Genomic DNA, 16,548 nt, shown 5'->3' on the forward strand with positions numbered 1-16,548 from the left:
CTAACACCGAAAACCCACACAGATATCCAGTAGAGCAAAGTCGTAAAACGTCTTTTGGTTCGCAGCACACCTCACATCGCCAGCAATTCCCGATGAATTGCGACCATCGCCCAGGTGTCGCGCGTACAATACGCAACAAGATCAGAATATACCTTCTCGCGCGCTGGATCACCCGGTTCGGCCAGTGTTACGTCCTTCCAAAGGCGAGACGCGCTCGCCCCCTCTTTGATGTCCAGATCATCGTATGAAAGTTCTGGCAAAAACGCTGGAAGAACGGCCTTGATAGAGGCGCTTCCCTTGAACGCGGGATCGTTGATCACTTCATCTGCAAACGGCTTCATAAGATCTACAACGCGGGCGTTTAGGCCTTCCAGGAACTCTGCATGCTCTGGATAAGTTTCCGCCATTTCCGTATTGCGCGATTTCTCGAACGGAGCATACCAAACCACTACAGAGCCAACGTTTCCTATGTCCTCACGAAGCCTTTTCAGCAAGGCTGGCATTGGGTTACTGGCGTCTCGGTGGAGATACTCCCTGTGCTCAATTTCTCCGCCAGGCTCATGCTGGATATGCAAGGAATACTGGAAAGCCACTTGCTGATAGGGACGCGTTCCGTCCCAGGGCGGCAGCAAACTCTGAGATGTCTCGTAGTCAAAATAATAAACCGGATAGACAATCTCGCTCAGAAACCTGCTCAACTCCTGATGATCGATAGTGCGTGCATCATTCGCCAGAGCTCTCAAGTAGCGCTGTGTTGACTTGCCCAACACAGATGGATCGCTGATCTCGTCAATCTTTGTGATCCCATTTGCGATGAGTTCCGAGGCTTTTTCCGCATTCATGAACGGAAGGCGGTGGATACTGTCATGCGCGAGAGGTGGGTCGAGTTTTTCGCGGATCTCCAGCCATTCAACATAGGATTTAAGGCGCGCACGTTCGGGGGACGGATCAGGCATCGTACCGCTGGCAACGACGCTCAATGCCTGATCTATACGCGTGCGTGTTTTTTCGAGCTGCTCAGTCACCGCATCCGTGATGTCAGTGATGCTGACAAGCTCTTGCGGATTGATTTCGCCGTTTCTGACGTAATCACGGTTCACATGTGCCACTTCGCAGCGCGCAATGGGGAACCCCGCTGCCTCAAGCCCGACACGCTGGAATGCGAGATCAAAAGTGTGTTCGGGCTTTGCAGATGTCCCGCTCTTGATCTCTGTCAGAACGTACCCATCGCCACTGCGGCTCACGATGTCGGAGATGCAAGTTATGTGCCCATCTTCATAGCGACCCTGTGCCACGGCGTTCGCACCATCTTTCCAAACATTCAGAGTGCGCGAGGGCAGAGCTTGGTACTCTGAAAAATCTGAAAAACCGAGGCGAACGAGATCACCAAATAGCTCCTCAGCATAAGGCTCAAACGCGTGCCCCTCGAAAAAACGCGCTTGCAATGAAGGGTCAATCGGCGGCAACAGGTGCCTGGCGTGTTTCTTGATCCATAGCCAGGCAGGGTGCCTAAGAAACATCATGTAATCTGATTTGGATAGCATCGTTTAATTTGCATCCCAGAATTGATGAAACCAGTGGAAGACCATCATGGTCAGCTATTGAGAGCAACATTTCTTTGGTGCAGTCGGCGTCACCACTCTACCAAAGCCTCATGTAAATCGTACCGAGAGCTCGGTGTCCATCACGCCACCAAAACCAGCTGACCATTCTTCACCCGGAGACACTGGCCATGCGTCTGTCAAAGTACCGGTTGTAACCAGCTCGCCTCCCTGAAGCTGGTCGGCTTGTGAGAGTAGAGACACAAGATGAGCCAGGACTTCAATTGGGCCTCCAAGCGCGTTTTCACCCTTGCCGGACTCGATGGCCTCGGTGCCCTTGAACAATGCTAGTGGCACTTCGGCCAAGCCGTTCAAGACATCATGCGTAGCCGCGATTTTGTCGCCAAGAACAAGGCAGCCGTGCAATCCTTGTGCAGCGATTGAGTCTTCGACCGAGAATTTCCAGTTGGGATAAATCGATTGAACAATTTCAAATCCCGGAGCAACCCACTCCACGCAACCTGCCAGCTGCTCATTGTTCATTTCAGCCGTCGGGGCATTGCCAAGGCCTAGTACGATTTCTGGTTCGATTCTCGGTTCTGAATACCTTGCCAAGTTTACCGGCTGATCAGTCGAAAACAGCCCATCTGCGTGAACCTCTCCCCAAATGGGCTGATCCACTCCGTAAACAGGCCAAATCATGCGGTTCGTGAAGCCGACCTTCCGGCCAATTTTCTTTTTGCCCTGAAGTTCTCGGACGCGACTTGCAACCGAATAAGCGTCATCCAGCGTCAGCTGTACTGCCTCTGAAGACAGTATGGATATCTGCTGTGCAGAGGTCAGGGCCTCAGCGATTGTCTGAGCCTTAGCTTCAATATCTCTTGTCATATTCGCATTATACCTGCCGACGGCTGGATTGCGATGCAATCGAGGTTTTGAAGGGCCAAAATAGTGATCTCCGCCTAAGTCGTGGTTCAGGACCTATAAAGTGTCTCGAACTAAAACGGCAGTTTCTACCAACAGCGAATGTTCGACATAGTCGGGGCAAAAACTTAGTTGCGGACAAAGTAGCCGTCTGGTTTCACCAACCAGTGACTACCTTTCGGTGAAATTAGCCTAAGACCAAACGATAAGCACTTCTCCATAAGTTGGGGGATGGCCCACTCACAAACCACCCCCCAGCCGCACTGGACTGCAATTGTCCAGAACGGTTGACTAAAATCGTTCAATTGCGGTTTCCACTTGGCCGCAAAACTTATCAATATCGCGCTCAAGCATATCGCTTTCTCGGGTCTCATCTCTGACCGCAGATAGTTCATCTACAACAGCTCGCAAATCTTCTTCTGGAGCTGCCTCCGCGATGCGCACCAAAGCTCGAATAAGGGCGGCTGTTACGAGGCCATTACCCCGAGCAGCGCGTCGGAGAGCTGGCATCGAGTCGTGAAACAGTGCCTCAGCCGTGATGGAAGGGTAAACCACCCGCACGTTTCCGTCATCATCCCGATACACACCCGTGCAGAGCTTTGACGACCACGCACGGGCCAGAGACGCCGACAGTCGGTCGATGCAGACTATTGCGGTAAACGTGTCGTTGACACCTGGTGACAACGCCCGAAGTGCGATTTCCACGAGGAGATGGACAGAAAAGCGGATATCTCCGGTAGGATCTCGCGCGGGGATCAACGGAGCTGACGCTTTCGCCAGATCATTCAGGTTTTCGTCACTGTCACCATAAACACTGGCCAAAGTGTCCGTTGGAACCATGAAGTCACCTGGCTGCACATCAAAAACGACGACCGCTCCTACCTTCTTGGCCGCTCTCACCAGACCTTCGGTATTGATCGAGTTCACATATCCAGTGCCAGAAGCCAAGACTTGGCGCTTGTCCCCCATCTCAGGGACTGCCTTTGAAGATGGAATATCTGCACTGTTTTCGATTGCGGTGCTGACTTGGCGATCCAAGGCTTCAGAAATCCGCGCCGCCTCCTGATCAATGGTTACGCGCGTCGATACTGTATGAACGAAGAGCAGCAGCAAAAGAACTGAGATGATCGAATAGACTATTCCAATCGCAACGGCCAAATTGACTGATGTGTCATCGCGTATCAGCCACAAGGTCATCAAGCTGTACAAAAACGTTGCTCCAAGTGAGCCAACTGCAACCTGATTTACCCTGTCTTCGCCAAAGCGCTGCAAGAGCCTGGGCCCAATAGATCCTGCCGCCAAGGTGTAGACCAGCAAAACAATGGAATAGACCATGACCAACGCGGACATGGATGCTGCCGAGATTGCGCTTAGTACATCGCTCGCAGTACGATTAGAAACGCTCAGCCAATCGGAAGCGGACCAACCCCAACCCACGAGCGCCTGCTCCGTCTTGAAGACAATCCCAGCCACCAAAAGCCCTGAAAGACTTATGGCGGCAGGGATGGTTAGGAACCCGCGAAAGTACCTCACTAATTCTCTAGGTGTTTGCATTCCGGTCCCCATTCACGACACAAGCTTTTTTGACGAACCCAGCTTGAAGCTTTACGCGAACCGGTCGGCCGCTTCTTTCAAAGCACTCTGCATATCGCCCCAAGCTGCCTCGTAGCCCTCTTTGACATCTTCCCAGGCCTCGTCGCTGGCCGACTTCAACTCTTCCAGCTGCGTTTTTGCATCGGACCTTACCTTGTAGAGCTTGCTAAGCTGTTCCTCGAGCTCGAGCTTGGCATCTGCTTCAGCCACCTTCAGCTTGGCTTCGAGAACATCAATCTGAGCATTCCAACTATCCAATTGCAGCTGTGCTTTTTTCTCGTACCCAACACGTGTCATCATTTTTCCTTTCTTCTCAAACGGAGGTTCAGATCGAGGGTAGCCATCCATTAGACCGCAACAATTGCCTTGAGCATCCAGACCGCTTCCTCATGCTTCGCCATCCTGGCGTTCATCAGATCCTCTGTAGCCCCATCGCCATAACGGGCTGCGGTCGCAGCAGTCTCACGCAGATTCCGGGCAATCGCTTCGTTGTCTGCGACCAATTGTTTGATCATGCCCTCTGCATCTTTGACCGTTTCTTCTTCGGTCAGTTTGGCTTGGCTAACCATGTCAGTGAACGAAATCGGTGCCACCTGACCCAACGCGCGCACACGCTCGGCCAATTCATCCGCAGCTTCGAACAGGTCGCGATACTGACGCTCTGTTAGTTCATGGATCGGCAGGAATAACGGACCCACGACGTTCCAATGTGTGCCTTGCGTTTTCACCATCAGGACCATGGTGTCAGCCAATACTTCGGTCACTGCGTTGGCGATCCAGGCGTTCTTATCGATGCCTGTGTCGTTGGTTTCTTCCTGAACTTCAGACTTCAAAACTTGTTGTATCATTTTCACTCCGTTTCGTTGCTTGTGGAGTAAAACTTAAGAGCGACAAAATATTTTTCAAATAAAATCATACACTTAATATAGGTATCCGACACATCATGGGGCGCTTCATGATCCTGGGTATCCGGCACAACATGCCAACATTGCTGTAGACACGCAGGCCCATTGGCATACATGCTTGGAGTAACTGACGTAAGCTACTGAGGTCATGCCAGTGTCTGATCAAAATCGACCGCCAAAGCGCACGGAAAAACTGCAACTGATGCTCGACCTCGAAGAGCTTAAAGCCATCGATGATTGGCGGTTCGAAAACAGACTGCCATCTAGAGCGGCCGCTATTCGAGAACTCATCCGCCGCGGTCTGATTTCCAATGAGTTCGAAGAGCCACCTACTGACGCGCCTTCCGGCGAGTTTCGTGTAGTGGACGAGTGACAAGAACATCCATAAAGCAATCGATTGAAGCACCGAGACGCTTCGCAGTGCCGCGCTCAGCTGGCTGTTAAGCAGAATTCAGTGAATGTCTGCATTGTGGAAACTTCTACAATTCGTGAAAAAGCTTGGTGAATTTGCGGTTTGAACAATTGCGTTGAGGTCAGAGAGTAACTCCAGCGACAAGTCTGACTTGTTTTCAATAAATTACTCGCGCAACATTCGTGAATGTCCGGAACCAATTGGGAGGTTGGCATGGCGGAGCTACGCGAAATTGGTAAGACAGGGATTAGGGTTCCCAGCATCGGGTTTGGATCGACGGGGTTGGGAAGTATCCCGGAAATCTACGGGTATGAGGTTGATGAAGACCGCGCGATTGATACAATTCGGGCAATTCTTTCGCAGCCAAATGCGTTCCTGGACACATCCCGTTGCGCCAATACGTGCTGTTGAAGAGGTGTGCGGGCACTACGATGTCCCAGTCGGGGCGGTCGCGTTGCAATACTCGTTGAAAAACGACGACATCACTTCGACGATTTGCGGAGTGACATGGCCTCAGCATGTTCAACAGGCAATGGAATGGGCAGAGTGGTCCATCCCTGAAGGCGTTTGGGAGGATCTCGCTGAGCTCGAAAAAACTTCGAGCGACCCAGAAGCTTAGAGGCGATTTTCGGATAGGATACTGTTCTGCCAATTGACCGCTTTTGGCTCGGTGCAGACGTTCGCAGAGTTTTCACTAATGACCGCACTGCGGACGAAGCTGCCATCGATTGCTGGGTGAGCAACGGCAACTCCCGGCCCAAAGCGGGCCTTCGCGGAAGTCGAACACAACGACTGCTCTTAGCCTAAAGCGGACCAATAAAACCCTCTATCAGGTCGTCGGCGAATCTGTATAGGCACAATCCTTTCTCCCAATTTTTCGCTTCTGCGCCGTGCACTATGCCAAATGTAAAGACCTCAATAAAAAAAGCCTGCGCTAACTAGCACAGGCTTCTTGAATAACTGCAAAGCTAGCAGTCTTTACTCAACCAATTCAAAGTCGCCGGGCTTCCAGGACTTGTCGAACCAAGGTTCCAACGGGCCATAAAGACGCATCATCACGTTAAAGCTTTTTCCTGGCATCGTTTGCGCCCAGTTGTTTTCCCAACCTTCTGGAGCTTTGGGGCCAACGTAAATCGTGTAGCTTCCATCTTCATTCGCTTTGATGCCAGGACGTTTGGAGTCGATACCACCAGACTTTTGATCGGTTTCCAGGATCGAACGCGTCTGACCACTGTAGAGCATGAACGACCAGAAGTTTTTGGCAGGCACCGGGCCAGGCAAGGTGACCTTGTAGGTCTTCGAGCCATCTAGATACGCGCCGTCTCCGTCCCGAGCGGTCATTGCGTAGACAGAGCCCGATCCAACGGGAGGTGCGGTCATAGCTGGCGTGATACCCGTTGCCATATAGAAGAAATAGGTGCGGTCATCCAGGATACGTGCGCCATCCTCAAGGAACTGGTAGCTCTGCCTTTGAAATGGTGAATTCCACTGGCGGTCTTCGTAAAAGAAAACGCCGGGGTCACGCGAGGCATAGGTGATTGAACGGGCAGTCGCATTTGCAATCGCTGCTGCTTCTTTCAAAATGCCCTGCATACGCTCGTCTGGTTCGAACGGTTCTCCTTTGCGGATGCCGAGCGAGGCAAAGTTTCCTACGATTTCAGGAGCAAAGGCCCCGACAGGGTTGTTGTCCAGAGCGACGTGGATCTCTTCGTAGAAGTCTTCATTGTTTGCGTGAACAGTGTTGTACTGGACCCCAGACACATTGATGAAGGTCTCAGCTGGCGGATTAGCCGCTTCACTCAGGGCGTAGACATTCAGACCAGCCTTGATTTCGGAAACGGGACCTTCGGTTTCTCCATTTGGGCCAGGCGAGCGTCTTAGCAACAGCCAGTGTTCGTAGGTCTTGGTGCGCAGTTCAAAATAGCCGTCTGGAACCGGGGTTTCATCATCCTCATGCATGAGGAGGTATTTTCCACCCTTGCCTTTGTCAGCCCCCAGAGCGCCGATGTCGGCGACATAATCAAACGCGGCGTCGTCCAACAAGCCGAGCAAACCCGCGGGCACTTCGATGACCATCGGCCCTTCGGATATGTCAACATTTGAACCGATGTAGATCGTGGTCGTGTTCGGAGTGAGCCAAATCGACTTAGCATCCATGAGGTCTTCGGTGATCACGATCTCGTTCGGTTTGGCCCCGGCGTCTTCGTAGCCCTGGAACATGCCCCTGAGTGAGGCGATTTTCATACCATCCATAAAGGCCGTGGTTGCCCGGATCAGGTCGAGGTTGTCGAATGCCTTTTGCACCGTTTCATCCGAAGGCATGCCGTCGAAAAACTCCAGGTTGCCCAGCGAGTCAGTTTCTACAACATCTGGGGTCAGGACATTGTCGGGTACGTCAGCGGCATACTTTGGCGCGTCAGCAAATGCGAAGGACGTGGTAAGAACCAGCGCAGTGCTTGCCATTAGTGCGGTTAGTTTCATTGGTGTGTCTCCTTAATCTGATAAACTAAAAATGGGCGCCTGCTGCGCGGATCGCTTTTGAATTTGGGACATGAATTTTTAGATTGAGACATGCCCCTAAGTTCTCTGCAACGCGCCTTTAGATGAGCGGAAAACTCTCTACTTGAACTTTTCCATGTCAGGCAGAATCCAGCCGCTTTGCAGCCAACCGTCTTCCGGCCCGTAAAGGCGGAACAAGAGGAAGTAGCTTTCCGGTGTAGGGATCCAGTTGCTTTCTTTTCCTTCCGGAGCTTCCGGGCCAAAATAGATGTCGTAGGATCCATCCTCATTCATCTGCATGTCAGCCGCGTCTCGCGATGATAGGCCCACCCGGTCGACATTGCGAATGAAGCTCTTGGTCTCCATTGAATAGACAATAACCGACCAGAAATCCTTGGCTGGCGTGTCGGCGGGAACATTCAGCTTGTAGGTTTTCGTGTGGTCATACATTTCACCGTCGCTGTCGTTCAAACCCGTCAGATAGAAAGTGCCTCCACCCAGATATTTGGGTAAGTAGGTGATCCAGAAGTAACTGCCACCCGCCCGGTCATCGACCAGAACTTCGGTTTCGGTTTCGTATGGGAATCCGGCTTCTGCCTGCCCTTCTACAAAATCCCAGACTAGCCACTGGGTTTTCATCTCACCCTTATCGTCAACCCAAAGCGGTACAGTCGCCTTGCCAGGTTCAACAAAGTATCGCTGCATCTGGGCATAGGCCAGCACCAGCCCTTCATCCATCGCGGAGAGCTGCCGTTCAGTCGGCTCAAAGGGCTTACCCTTTTCTATTCCCAGATCTTTTAGGAACGAGACCATGACCTTGTCTTGAGGGCGAACCGGATTGCCTTGGAGCCAATCATTCACGTCTTGAAAGAACGTATGGTTGTAATAAGGCAGGGAGTCATAAGGCACCTCGGACGCCTCGTGATAAGTGGTCGGAGGTGGATTGTCTGCCTCCGACAAATAGTAGACCTTAATCTGTTGGGCATACTCGGCGGCATCCGCATCGGTTGCACCATTGTAGAGGCGCGGCCGGAACGAGAATCCGTACTGGTAGGTGTCCGTCTCATAAACAAGATAGCCCTCGGCCTCGAGATCGGCTTTGGATTTCTCGCCGTCATAGCCGGGTGGCAGCAGCAAGTATTTGCCACCTTCGCCCTTGTCAGCGCCGGAAGGGCCAACATCTTCAATCGGCGAATCCCATGCATTCACAATTGTTCCGAAGTAACTCACCTTGTCGGTGGCCGCTGGCACCTCAACCACCAACGGACCCGGTTCAGAGGTCATCGAACTCCAAGCATAGGCCGTTACGTCGTTGGCAGTCAGGAACCCGTGTTTGGAATCAAAAGGCTTATTCAAGTACACCACATCGTTGATGTCGCCCCCCAAGTCTCGGCGAATACCTTTTAAAAAGTCGATCATTCCAGTTGCTGGCATGGCCCAGATTGCCGTCTGGGTCGCCCGTTGGACCATCATTTGATATTCGACGTCTTGAACTTGCGCTGAACGCGCAAGGATATCTCCGGTGTCGTTGAATGTTTGTGCCTGCGTGGCATAGGCCGACACCGACAAAGCAACAGTTAAAGCAATGCGTGAAAGTCCCAATTTCATGTTGGTTTCCCTTGGCAAAATCGTGACAGGAGAGTCGACACTAGCCAAAAGGTAACTTTCCAACGTATCATTTCACGACAGTTGCCCTTTCGGAAACAAAAATGTGATGTCTCTTCCTCCAACGATAACTGCGAAGGCTCTTGGAGCCATGCCTCAGTTCACGCTGGATGCCCTCGGAGAGAAGACCTTAACCCGAGCCCTTGCCAAGGCTGAATTGCCATACGATTTTGTTGAAAGCCGCGATGGATACATTCCAAAACAGGCACTGGCTAACTTCATAGGCGAGGTAGGTCGCGCCGTAGGTGACGAAAACATTGGTCTATTATGGGCACCCGAGTTAACCGTAGCGGACTATGGTGCCTGGGGCAGGTACGTTCTTGGTGCCCCATATCTTCGGGCTGCTTTAGAGCGTGCTCAAAAAGTGATGCCATATCACTCTTCTCACGACAGAACATTCTTTAGAAGCGCTGGTGATCTCTGCGGCTATGAATATCGTTTCTCCCTCAAAGATCATGTAGCGTATCCAAGCATAGCTTTCTCGGCACTGGGTGCGGTGCTTAGTATTTTAGTACACTACATGGGACCAAAATGGCGGCCAAAACAGATACGAATAGACCTGCCTCGCCCAACGGCACACGAAGAAGTTGAAGCAACCTTTGGATGTCCGGTTACTTGGGGACAAGATCGACTGGAAATCCTGTTCGAGCAATCTGCTCTGATAACCAAGGTCAAAGGTGAAACCTCTTCAACGGCAACACTAGAAGAAATCGCAAGAGAGCGTTCAAATGTAACCCCGTCCTGTTTTGCCGATGTTGTGTCGAGGATCATGGAACTTCAAATTTTCACTAACGGAATTTCTCTTGAAGCAGCAGCTAGGTCCATCAACATAGGGCCTCGAGCGTTGCAGAGGCGGCTACAAGCAGAGGGCACGAATTTCCGATCACTGGCTAACCAAGTCAAAGCATGCCGGGCAAAGGAAATGCTGTGTGTAGGATCCCTGTCAGTGCAAGAGGTTGCAGTCGACCTTGGGTTTGAAAACTCCCAGAACTTCAGCCGAGCTTTTCGAAAAGAAACCGGTCTGGCACCCTCAGAGTATGCAGCATTTTTTGGGCATCGCTGAAGCAAGAAAAGACTGTTTCTTCTACCTTTTGATTGAGTGCGTCCGCCCCGACTAACGCGCTGTAGATGCGCTCAACTGTGTAGCCGTTTCCGCCACATTTAGATTGGTGGATACGGACGTCTCGCATTTCCCTAGAAAGAAGCGTTTAACGATGTCTTGCCACGAGAGCCTTATGTCCGCTTTTTGCTCATTTAAGGTTTTAGTGCATGCCGCAGCGAATGTCGGCATTCCGCCCGTTCGTGACGAATGCCGCACTATTCATCAATGACCAGATTGGGCTCAGTGCGGTCGCTCAGAAAAATTCAGTGAACGACCGGTGTGCGGGACAAAGCAGTCTTTCGTAGAATCTCTGAAGACGAAGATGCAAATGCGTGATAGCTCCAGATTATGGCCACGACATCTGCGCGAAATCGACCATCCATCCCTTATGCATTTGCCGTTTTTGGTGTTCTTTTTGCTTCAATCTGTTTCGGCCTGGTTCCCTACTTCAGCCGCAGCCTAACCGAACAGGGCGTTGCACCCTATGCGGTCGCATTCTACCGCTACATTGTTGCGGCCCTTCTTCTGCTTCCTGTTCTCATTGTGCATCGAAAAGAATGGCGAGAGATCATTTGGGGTCTCTCCGCCGGAGCCGTAATGGGGCTTGGTTGGATCGGATATGTAACGGCGCTGGAGACGCTGCCCGCATCGACAGTAGGTGTGCTCTACATGACCTATCCGGTGTTCACCTTAGTTATTGCTTGGGCTGTGTTTGGCGATGCGCCCACGAGACGCGCCATGTTGGCCGCTAGTCTGATTGTAGTGGCAGCTGTCATTGCTGGCTCGCCCGCGTCAGTGGCTGCGGAACATCTACCAACGCTGCTGCTATCCCTTGCCGCCCCATTTGGGTTTGGCTTCGGAATTTGCGTCCTAGTACACAGGTTGTCACGTATTGCACCGTTGGCACGTATCGCGTCAGTTTCTCTGGGGTCTGTTCTTGGCCTCGCCCCGCTCATCCTAGGTGCTGAGGTTGGAGAGCTTCTCCCAAGCGAACAATCCGACTGGCTTTTCATTGTTGGTATTGGTCTGGTGACCGCTTTCGTGCCTCAGCTCATCTACACGATTTGCTCGCCTGTTATTGGAGCTTCCCAAACTGCGGTCGTCGGAAGTATCGAATTACCCACGATGTTTGCCGTGGGATATCTTGCTTTTGGCGAAGCCATCTCTTTTCCTCAAGCTTTTGCATGTGCCTTAGTGCTGGGCGCAATTGCGATCACAAGAAGTAAAAAGACGCGCACCGTATCGACCGTGCTTACAAAATCACCGAGGCGGTAGCATAGGGCTCGGCGCTGCCGTTCTCTGAGGTAAGCATCACTGGCTGCTTGCTGCCCGAAGCGGGTAGCGAACGTTATGTGTTAAAGGACCGACGTTGACCGGCGGAAGATGTCGGTCCATTTTTGTTGTAGTGAACTCTCGTTTAGCAAAGGACCTCCGGATTATGAGGTACTTTATGATCGTTGCAGGCACGGGCATTTCTTCGGTTGCAACGATATCTGTGGCCGATGAGTTTTCGAACCTTGGCAAAGACCTCTTTGTTGAGCATTGCGCCAGATGTCACGGGCTCGATGCATCTGGAAAAGGACCTGACGCAGCTGATTTGAAAACAGTGCCTGCTGACTTAACAAAGATTTCCGAACGCAGAGGGGGTGTGTGGCCCATGTTGGAGGTCATGTCGATCTTGGACGGTTATTTGAAAGTTCAAGAACCTCGCGATGACATGCCTATAATCACCGAATTGAATGACGCCCCTACTGTCGAATTCGATACGGGGAATGGTTTGGTTACGCGTATTCCTTCCAGACTTATCGATATTGCTGAGTATTTGGAGAGTATTCAGTCTCCGAAGCCGGAACGATATGTTCCGTGAAGGTCTGCTCCGCATTTGTGTACGCTAAAGAGTGCTGCGTTGGGCGGTTTCCGTAGTCGCCAAGAAGCAACGAATATGAGGATCGCGTTGTGGACGATGCCGTCGCGGTTTTGCCTAGCTTGCTTCAATATCAGGACTCGCGCTTCACAGCGGTCTAATCCAAGACTTCTTGTAACACTTCACCGCTCGCACCATTAGGACGTGCCGTGCTCAATAATGCAGAAAGTGTGGATGCGAGAGCAGTCGTGCAAACACGGCGTGCGACCCGTTGCGGTTTTAAGTTCGTTCCAGCAAAGATAATCGGCACATGTGTGTCACCGCGCCACGGTGACCCGTGGGTGGATGTGACGGACAGACCATCGAAGTCTGCGATGAACCAGCCGGGTTTGAAGACTACGTATATGTTCCCGGATCGGGTGGGGTGGTAGTTGTTGCGGACCAAGCGCATGATGTCGGTATCGGGTAGGAGGTTTGCTTCGATAGCCGTACTGGGGACGGCGAATGCCACATCGGGAAAGGATAGAAGCTCTTCTGCAATAGCTGACTCCAGCGTGGGTAAATCAATATCACTGCGAGCCAATACTTCGGGGGCGATATTGAGATAGGGGTGATTATAACCTTCAAGCAATTTCCCGGTGATCCCAAACCGCTCCTTAAGCTTGGCTATCTGTTCCGTCGGGTCCCATGTGTCCGGAGCAACAAGGCCAGTTCGGATGCCAACACTCTCCAAATAGCCCGGCGCATCGGTGGTGCCGTGGTCCGCCGATAGAACGGTCAAAACGTTTTCCAGCCCAATCCGTTCGTCGATAAACGCGAAGAGATTCATGAGAGTCTGATCGAGGCGGTATATCGTGTCCTCGGCTTCAAGACTGGAGGGGCCAAACACATGGTTGACGTAATCCACGGACGAGAAGCTAATCGCCAGATAATCCGTTACCGCGTCTTGCCCGATATCCTCGGCAGCAATCAATCGTTTGGCAAATTGCGCCGTCAGATCGTCGCCAGCGGGGCTAAGCGTTAAAAAGGTCGTAAAGTAGGGATTTTCCAGCGGGTCAAACCCATTTTGCGTCGAAGAATAGCGATGAGGAAAGGTTATGCCGAACCCGGCGACATCCGTCTCCCATGGTTGGTTGTCGCGGTCGCCAAAGAGATAAACTTCCTTTGGGTGCATCAACTCCCAAGAGGTTCCTTCAAAGGAGGCGCTCGGCGACGCGTCATTCCATGAGGAAGCCCAATCCGGGTATTTGTCGTAATAATATGAGCTTGTGACAAAACGATTTGCGGCTTTCGAGAACCAGAAGGCTTTGCCGCTTTTTCCCGCCATTGTAATAGCCCCACGGTCTTTGATTGAAACTCCGAAGACCTTGGCCGCACCAGCAGTGGAAGCACTTAATTCGTCCGAAAGCGTCGTAACAAGCATAGCGCGTGGTGACCGACCATCTGTGCCAGCTGCCGCCTGTGTTGGGTCAATTTCAATATCGTCATTGACGCCAGCGCCATCTCCAAGAAGCGGAGCTGTGCGGTCTTCAACGTTGTAGACAACGCGATCCAAGGTTCTGTCGAACCAGATGTTTCCGATCATCCCGTGCACTGCCGGAGTTGCCCCGGTCGCCAATGTGGCGTGCCCGACAACCGTCTCTGTATTGGCATGGCAATGATGGGCGTCCACATAGTGTACACCGTTTTTTAGTAAATACTTAAGGCCACCCTCCCCAAGATTCTCAAAGTAGCGTGTCGGCAGATCGCCCCGAAACGCGTCAACGGTCAGCTGCAAAACGAGACGAGGAGGTTCTTGCGCATACGCAGGAGCGACTGCAACAAACCACAAAGACAAACAAGCTCTCAGTGTTTTGGTCATAATGCTCCCTTTCGCTGTAATGCGCAGCAGGTCAGTCGCGACTGCAATTGCGTGCTAGAACAACCCGTCAAGAATGCAACCAACGCCAACAGGTACAGGACCGCGAATACGATGATGGTGGTTCTACAAACCAAGTCGAGCCTCAGCAGATCAAGCCAGTGCTGCGCAGCCGTTTTCAGCTACGCAGCAGACTGCTCACAATGCGCCTTCGTCGCCCAGGAACTCGATACCAGCTGTCGCGCCATCACTGTAAGCAATGCAATTCCAAGGAGCACGATCCTCGCCAACGCCGACTGTGACCTGTGTTCCCGCCTCGCTAAACGCGGATGAGAGCACCACGACTTGCGAATTGTTCGTCGTGTTAGCTACATCTCGCAAACACGCCTGCTGAGCCGGCGTGAGCTCGGCGGACGCGCTTGATGTACTCGTATCGTCGCAGGCCGCAAGCAGTGCGAAACATGTCGCGCCTACAATCATCACCATCTTGTTAGACATTTTCTTCTCCCTCTGGTTCCCTTGAAATTAGTGAAATTGGATGCGCTTGTTTGAAGCTCCCGCGTCTGTGCAGCCAATTGAACATACCTTGATCCTGTGACTACCATTCCCAAAACTTGCCGCGGTGGGCTTGGTCGGCGGGACGATATCTCGTTGACTATCGGGGCCGACATTAACGTGTGAAGGCCGAATGAGGTCACTAGCAAATGCTAGAGCAAACTCTGGAAAGAGGGCGAGTACGTTAAGTCTAAGCATCGCGTCCTCCCAGCGCTCAATCATTGTAAAGTGCCTTCCGACCGCCAGCACTCACGCCAGCAGTCGAAAGGGCTCGGCACAGCGAGCAGCAACGACAACAACGGAGGTAAAATAAAGTTGTGTCGAATTCGCATGTTTGAACCTAATTTTTAATAAATCAATATTTTTTCCGCGCGTAAATTTCTCTACGCTCTCGTACGATAGGCTTCTGCTTTCAAACAAAAAGGTTAGTGGGAGCACCCATATCACGCCTTGTATCAACAAACGCGCAGTGAACTGATTGAAGCCATTAGCCTTGCACAGCGGCTCGGTGGGTCAATCGTGCCCTTCCTCGGTCCAACAAGATGCGGAAAAAGTCGGATGCTCGAGGATCTGCGGGATACTATCGGTAAGCCAACAACTGAATACCAGGGATGGGTGTATGACAGCGATTTTGTCATCGGTTCCATCCCCAACAAGCCAAATGACAAAATGCTTGTTCGATCCATGCTGGCTTCGCTGGAACTGAGCGGTAAGAGAGGGTCATCTGCGTCAGAGATCGAGGCACAGCTATACAAGGAAATCACGAGCAAGGGCATTCGTGTCATTGCGATGGACGAGTGCAATCACTGCGCCGAACGTGGTGAACGGTTGTCAAAGCGGGGCGTTACCGACCATTTCAAACGCCTCGTGGACAACACAGGTGTGACACTGGTCCTCTGCGGGTTGCCCAAATTTCAGAGAATTTTGGATGAGAACGAACAGTGCCGTGATCGGGCAATGAAATCCACTTACATGTTGCCTTATTCCTGGTCCGTTGAAGAGGAAAAAACCAACTTCGCTGGTGCTATCGCAACGCCACTCAACAGCTTGCAAGAAGCCGGTCTAGAGTTTGACTTTGACCCTCATGACATTGTGGTGCGCCTGTACGGAGTGTCAGGCGGCCGCGTTTGGCCGCAGACGCTGGCTGGAAGTTGGTCCGAAAACACCACGTTCCTGGAAAATCTCGCGTTTCTTTGCTTTTCATCACTTCGGGTGGATTGTCGGAAGCTCGGATCGAAGAGATGATAAACGATCTGGTCCCTGAAAAAGTTGAGTTGAAACTCAACCTCTAATCATTTCACAAGGTCTAAGCGCTTTAATACCGCATTCGGGGATCTGATCTCTTTCGGTAGCGACTTGAAGTTTACCGACCTTTCGAAATCGGGTCCACGATATACTGCTATCCCAAATTCTCCGTTTGGCTGGAACGTAACATGAGTGAAGCTGTGAGGTGATCTGGCTTTTGAGCCGATAAGCCGTCGCGGACCACCTCCCAAACAAGCTTGAGAGACGTAAGCCACGCCGTCTTTCCAACCTGGATAGAAGGCATGATGGTGCCCTGACAAATGCAGTACGACACCGCTTTCCAGGTGGATTTTTTCAAGTGTCGGATCACCGATGATTTCGCGTT

The 16,548-nt window shown here is 51.9% G+C and carries 16 protein-coding genes; 6 read left to right on the forward strand and 10 right to left on the reverse strand.

The features are described 5' to 3' along the window. Positions 1-71 precede the first annotated feature (71 nt). The 5 genes from ACR0KS_RS20115 to ACR0KS_RS20135 all read right to left on the reverse strand — a co-directional run bounded on the left by ACR0KS_RS20115 (position 72) and on the right by ACR0KS_RS20135 (position 4,906). A complete protein-coding gene (locus ACR0KS_RS20115) occupies positions 72-1,466 on the reverse strand; it encodes a DUF2779 domain-containing protein (protein WP_480693326.1) in 1,395 nt (464 codons plus the stop codon). Positions 1,467-1,652: 186 nt separating this feature from the next. Next, positions 1,653-2,429, reverse strand: coding sequence for a fumarylacetoacetate hydrolase family protein (locus ACR0KS_RS20120; RefSeq protein ID WP_170567582.1), 777 nt, complete (start codon positions 2,427-2,429; stop codon positions 1,653-1,655). A 327-nt stretch (positions 2,430-2,756) separates the two neighbouring features. Next, entirely contained in the window at positions 2,757-4,031 is a 1,275-nt protein-coding gene (locus ACR0KS_RS20125) for a DUF2254 domain-containing protein (RefSeq protein ID WP_170568201.1), read from the reverse strand. Between the two features lie 39 nt (positions 4,032-4,070). Then, positions 4,071-4,358 carry a sll1863 family stress response protein gene (locus ACR0KS_RS20130; protein ID WP_170567584.1) on the reverse strand — a complete coding sequence of 96 codons (288 nt, stop codon included), beginning with the start codon at positions 4,356-4,358 and terminating at the stop codon, positions 4,071-4,073. Positions 4,359-4,405: 47 nt separating this feature from the next. Next, positions 4,406-4,906 (reverse strand): Dps family protein, encoded by a 501-nt coding sequence (locus ACR0KS_RS20135; RefSeq protein WP_170567585.1) that lies wholly within the window; start codon positions 4,904-4,906, stop codon positions 4,406-4,408. Positions 4,907-5,117: 211 nt separating this feature from the next. Here ACR0KS_RS20135 and ACR0KS_RS20140 point away from each other — a divergent pair, with 211 nt between their 5' ends. Both ACR0KS_RS20140 and ACR0KS_RS20145 read left to right on the forward strand, forming a co-directional pair. Beyond that, positions 5,118-5,336, forward strand: a complete 219-nt coding sequence (locus ACR0KS_RS20140; RefSeq protein WP_152456637.1) for a hypothetical protein — start codon at positions 5,118-5,120, stop codon at positions 5,334-5,336. Positions 5,337-5,588: 252 nt separating this feature from the next. Next, on the forward strand, positions 5,589-5,786 hold the full coding sequence (locus ACR0KS_RS20145; protein ID WP_480693327.1) for a hypothetical protein: 198 nt from the start codon (positions 5,589-5,591) through the stop codon (positions 5,784-5,786). Positions 5,787-6,353: 567 nt separating this feature from the next. Here ACR0KS_RS20145 and ACR0KS_RS20150 read toward each other — a convergent pair. Together ACR0KS_RS20150 and ACR0KS_RS20155 are read right to left on the reverse strand one after the other, a co-directional pair. Beyond that, positions 6,354-7,856: a DUF1254 domain-containing protein gene (locus tag ACR0KS_RS20150; protein ID WP_170525329.1), complete on the reverse strand. Its 1,503-nt coding sequence runs from the start codon at positions 7,854-7,856 to the stop codon at positions 6,354-6,356. 138 nt (positions 7,857-7,994) lie between these two features. After that, positions 7,995-9,482, reverse strand: a complete 1,488-nt coding sequence (locus ACR0KS_RS20155) for a DUF1214 domain-containing protein (protein WP_170525331.1) — start codon at positions 9,480-9,482, stop codon at positions 7,995-7,997. Positions 9,483-9,630: 148 nt separating this feature from the next. Here ACR0KS_RS20155 and ACR0KS_RS20160 point away from each other — a divergent pair, with 148 nt between their 5' ends. From ACR0KS_RS20160 to ACR0KS_RS20170, 3 genes are all read left to right on the forward strand, one after another. Beyond that, positions 9,631-10,602: an AraC family transcriptional regulator gene (locus ACR0KS_RS20160; RefSeq protein ID WP_170568199.1), complete on the forward strand. Its 972-nt coding sequence runs from the start codon at positions 9,631-9,633 to the stop codon at positions 10,600-10,602. A gap of 387 nt (positions 10,603-10,989) precedes the next feature. Continuing rightward, a complete protein-coding gene (locus ACR0KS_RS20165) occupies positions 10,990-11,916 on the forward strand; it encodes a DMT family transporter (RefSeq protein ID WP_170568198.1) in 927 nt (308 codons plus the stop codon). A gap of 175 nt (positions 11,917-12,091) precedes the next feature. Further along, positions 12,092-12,508, forward strand: coding sequence for a c-type cytochrome (locus tag ACR0KS_RS20170; RefSeq protein ID WP_170568197.1), 417 nt, complete (start codon positions 12,092-12,094; stop codon positions 12,506-12,508). A 154-nt stretch (positions 12,509-12,662) separates the two neighbouring features. Here ACR0KS_RS20170 and ACR0KS_RS20175 read toward each other — a convergent pair whose 3' ends face one another. Together ACR0KS_RS20175 and ACR0KS_RS20180 are read right to left on the reverse strand one after the other, a co-directional pair. Beyond that, positions 12,663-14,366, reverse strand: a complete 1,704-nt coding sequence (locus tag ACR0KS_RS20175; RefSeq protein ID WP_170568196.1) for an alkaline phosphatase family protein — start codon at positions 14,364-14,366, stop codon at positions 12,663-12,665. A 195-nt stretch (positions 14,367-14,561) separates the two neighbouring features. Beyond that, positions 14,562-14,861, reverse strand: coding sequence for a hypothetical protein (locus ACR0KS_RS20180; RefSeq protein ID WP_108862067.1), 300 nt, complete (start codon positions 14,859-14,861; stop codon positions 14,562-14,564). Positions 14,862-15,368: 507 nt separating this feature from the next. Between ACR0KS_RS20180 and ACR0KS_RS20185 the strand changes: the two genes are divergently transcribed. Continuing rightward, positions 15,369-16,163, forward strand: coding sequence for a TniB family NTP-binding protein (locus ACR0KS_RS20185; RefSeq protein WP_170568195.1), 795 nt, complete (start codon positions 15,369-15,371; stop codon positions 16,161-16,163). Positions 16,164-16,210: 47 nt separating this feature from the next. On the opposite strand, the gene ACR0KS_RS20190 is transcribed toward ACR0KS_RS20185, so the two are convergent. After that, positions 16,211-16,548, reverse strand: a 338-nt coding sequence (locus ACR0KS_RS20190; protein ID WP_480693328.1) for a hypothetical protein, incomplete at its 5' end; no start/stop codon positions are given.

The organism is Ruegeria sp. BC7, assembly GCF_056539165.1.

Bases quoted from the DNA above. Each gene is read 5' to 3' on its own strand.
- ACR0KS_RS20120 (WP_170567582.1), bottom strand. From the start codon at position 2,429: ATGACAAGAGATATTGAAGCTAAGGCTCAGACAATCGCTGAGGCCCTG.
- ACR0KS_RS20125 (WP_170568201.1), bottom strand. From the start codon at position 4,031: ATGGGGACCGGAATGCAAACACCTAGAGAATTAGTGAGGTACTTTCGC.
- ACR0KS_RS20130 (WP_170567584.1), bottom strand. From the start codon at position 4,358: ATGATGACACGTGTTGGGTACGAGAAAAAAGCACAGCTGCAATTGGAT.
- ACR0KS_RS20135 (WP_170567585.1), bottom strand. From the start codon at position 4,906: ATGATACAACAAGTTTTGAAGTCTGAAGTTCAGGAAGAAACCAACGAC.
- ACR0KS_RS20145 (WP_480693327.1), top strand. From the start codon at position 5,589: ATGGCGGAGCTACGCGAAATTGGTAAGACAGGGATTAGGGTTCCCAGC.
- ACR0KS_RS20150 (WP_170525329.1), bottom strand. From the start codon at position 7,856: ATGAAACTAACCGCACTAATGGCAAGCACTGCGCTGGTTCTTACCACG.
- ACR0KS_RS20155 (WP_170525331.1), bottom strand. From the start codon at position 9,482: ATGAAATTGGGACTTTCACGCATTGCTTTAACTGTTGCTTTGTCGGTG.
- ACR0KS_RS20160 (WP_170568199.1), top strand. From the start codon at position 9,631: ATGCCTCAGTTCACGCTGGATGCCCTCGGAGAGAAGACCTTAACCCGA.
- ACR0KS_RS20165 (WP_170568198.1), top strand. From the start codon at position 10,990: ATGGCCACGACATCTGCGCGAAATCGACCATCCATCCCTTATGCATTT.
- ACR0KS_RS20170 (WP_170568197.1), top strand. From the start codon at position 12,092: ATGATCGTTGCAGGCACGGGCATTTCTTCGGTTGCAACGATATCTGTG.
- ACR0KS_RS20175 (WP_170568196.1), bottom strand. From the start codon at position 14,366: ATGACCAAAACACTGAGAGCTTGTTTGTCTTTGTGGTTTGTTGCAGTC.
- ACR0KS_RS20180 (WP_108862067.1), bottom strand. From the start codon at position 14,861: ATGTCTAACAAGATGGTGATGATTGTAGGCGCGACATGTTTCGCACTG.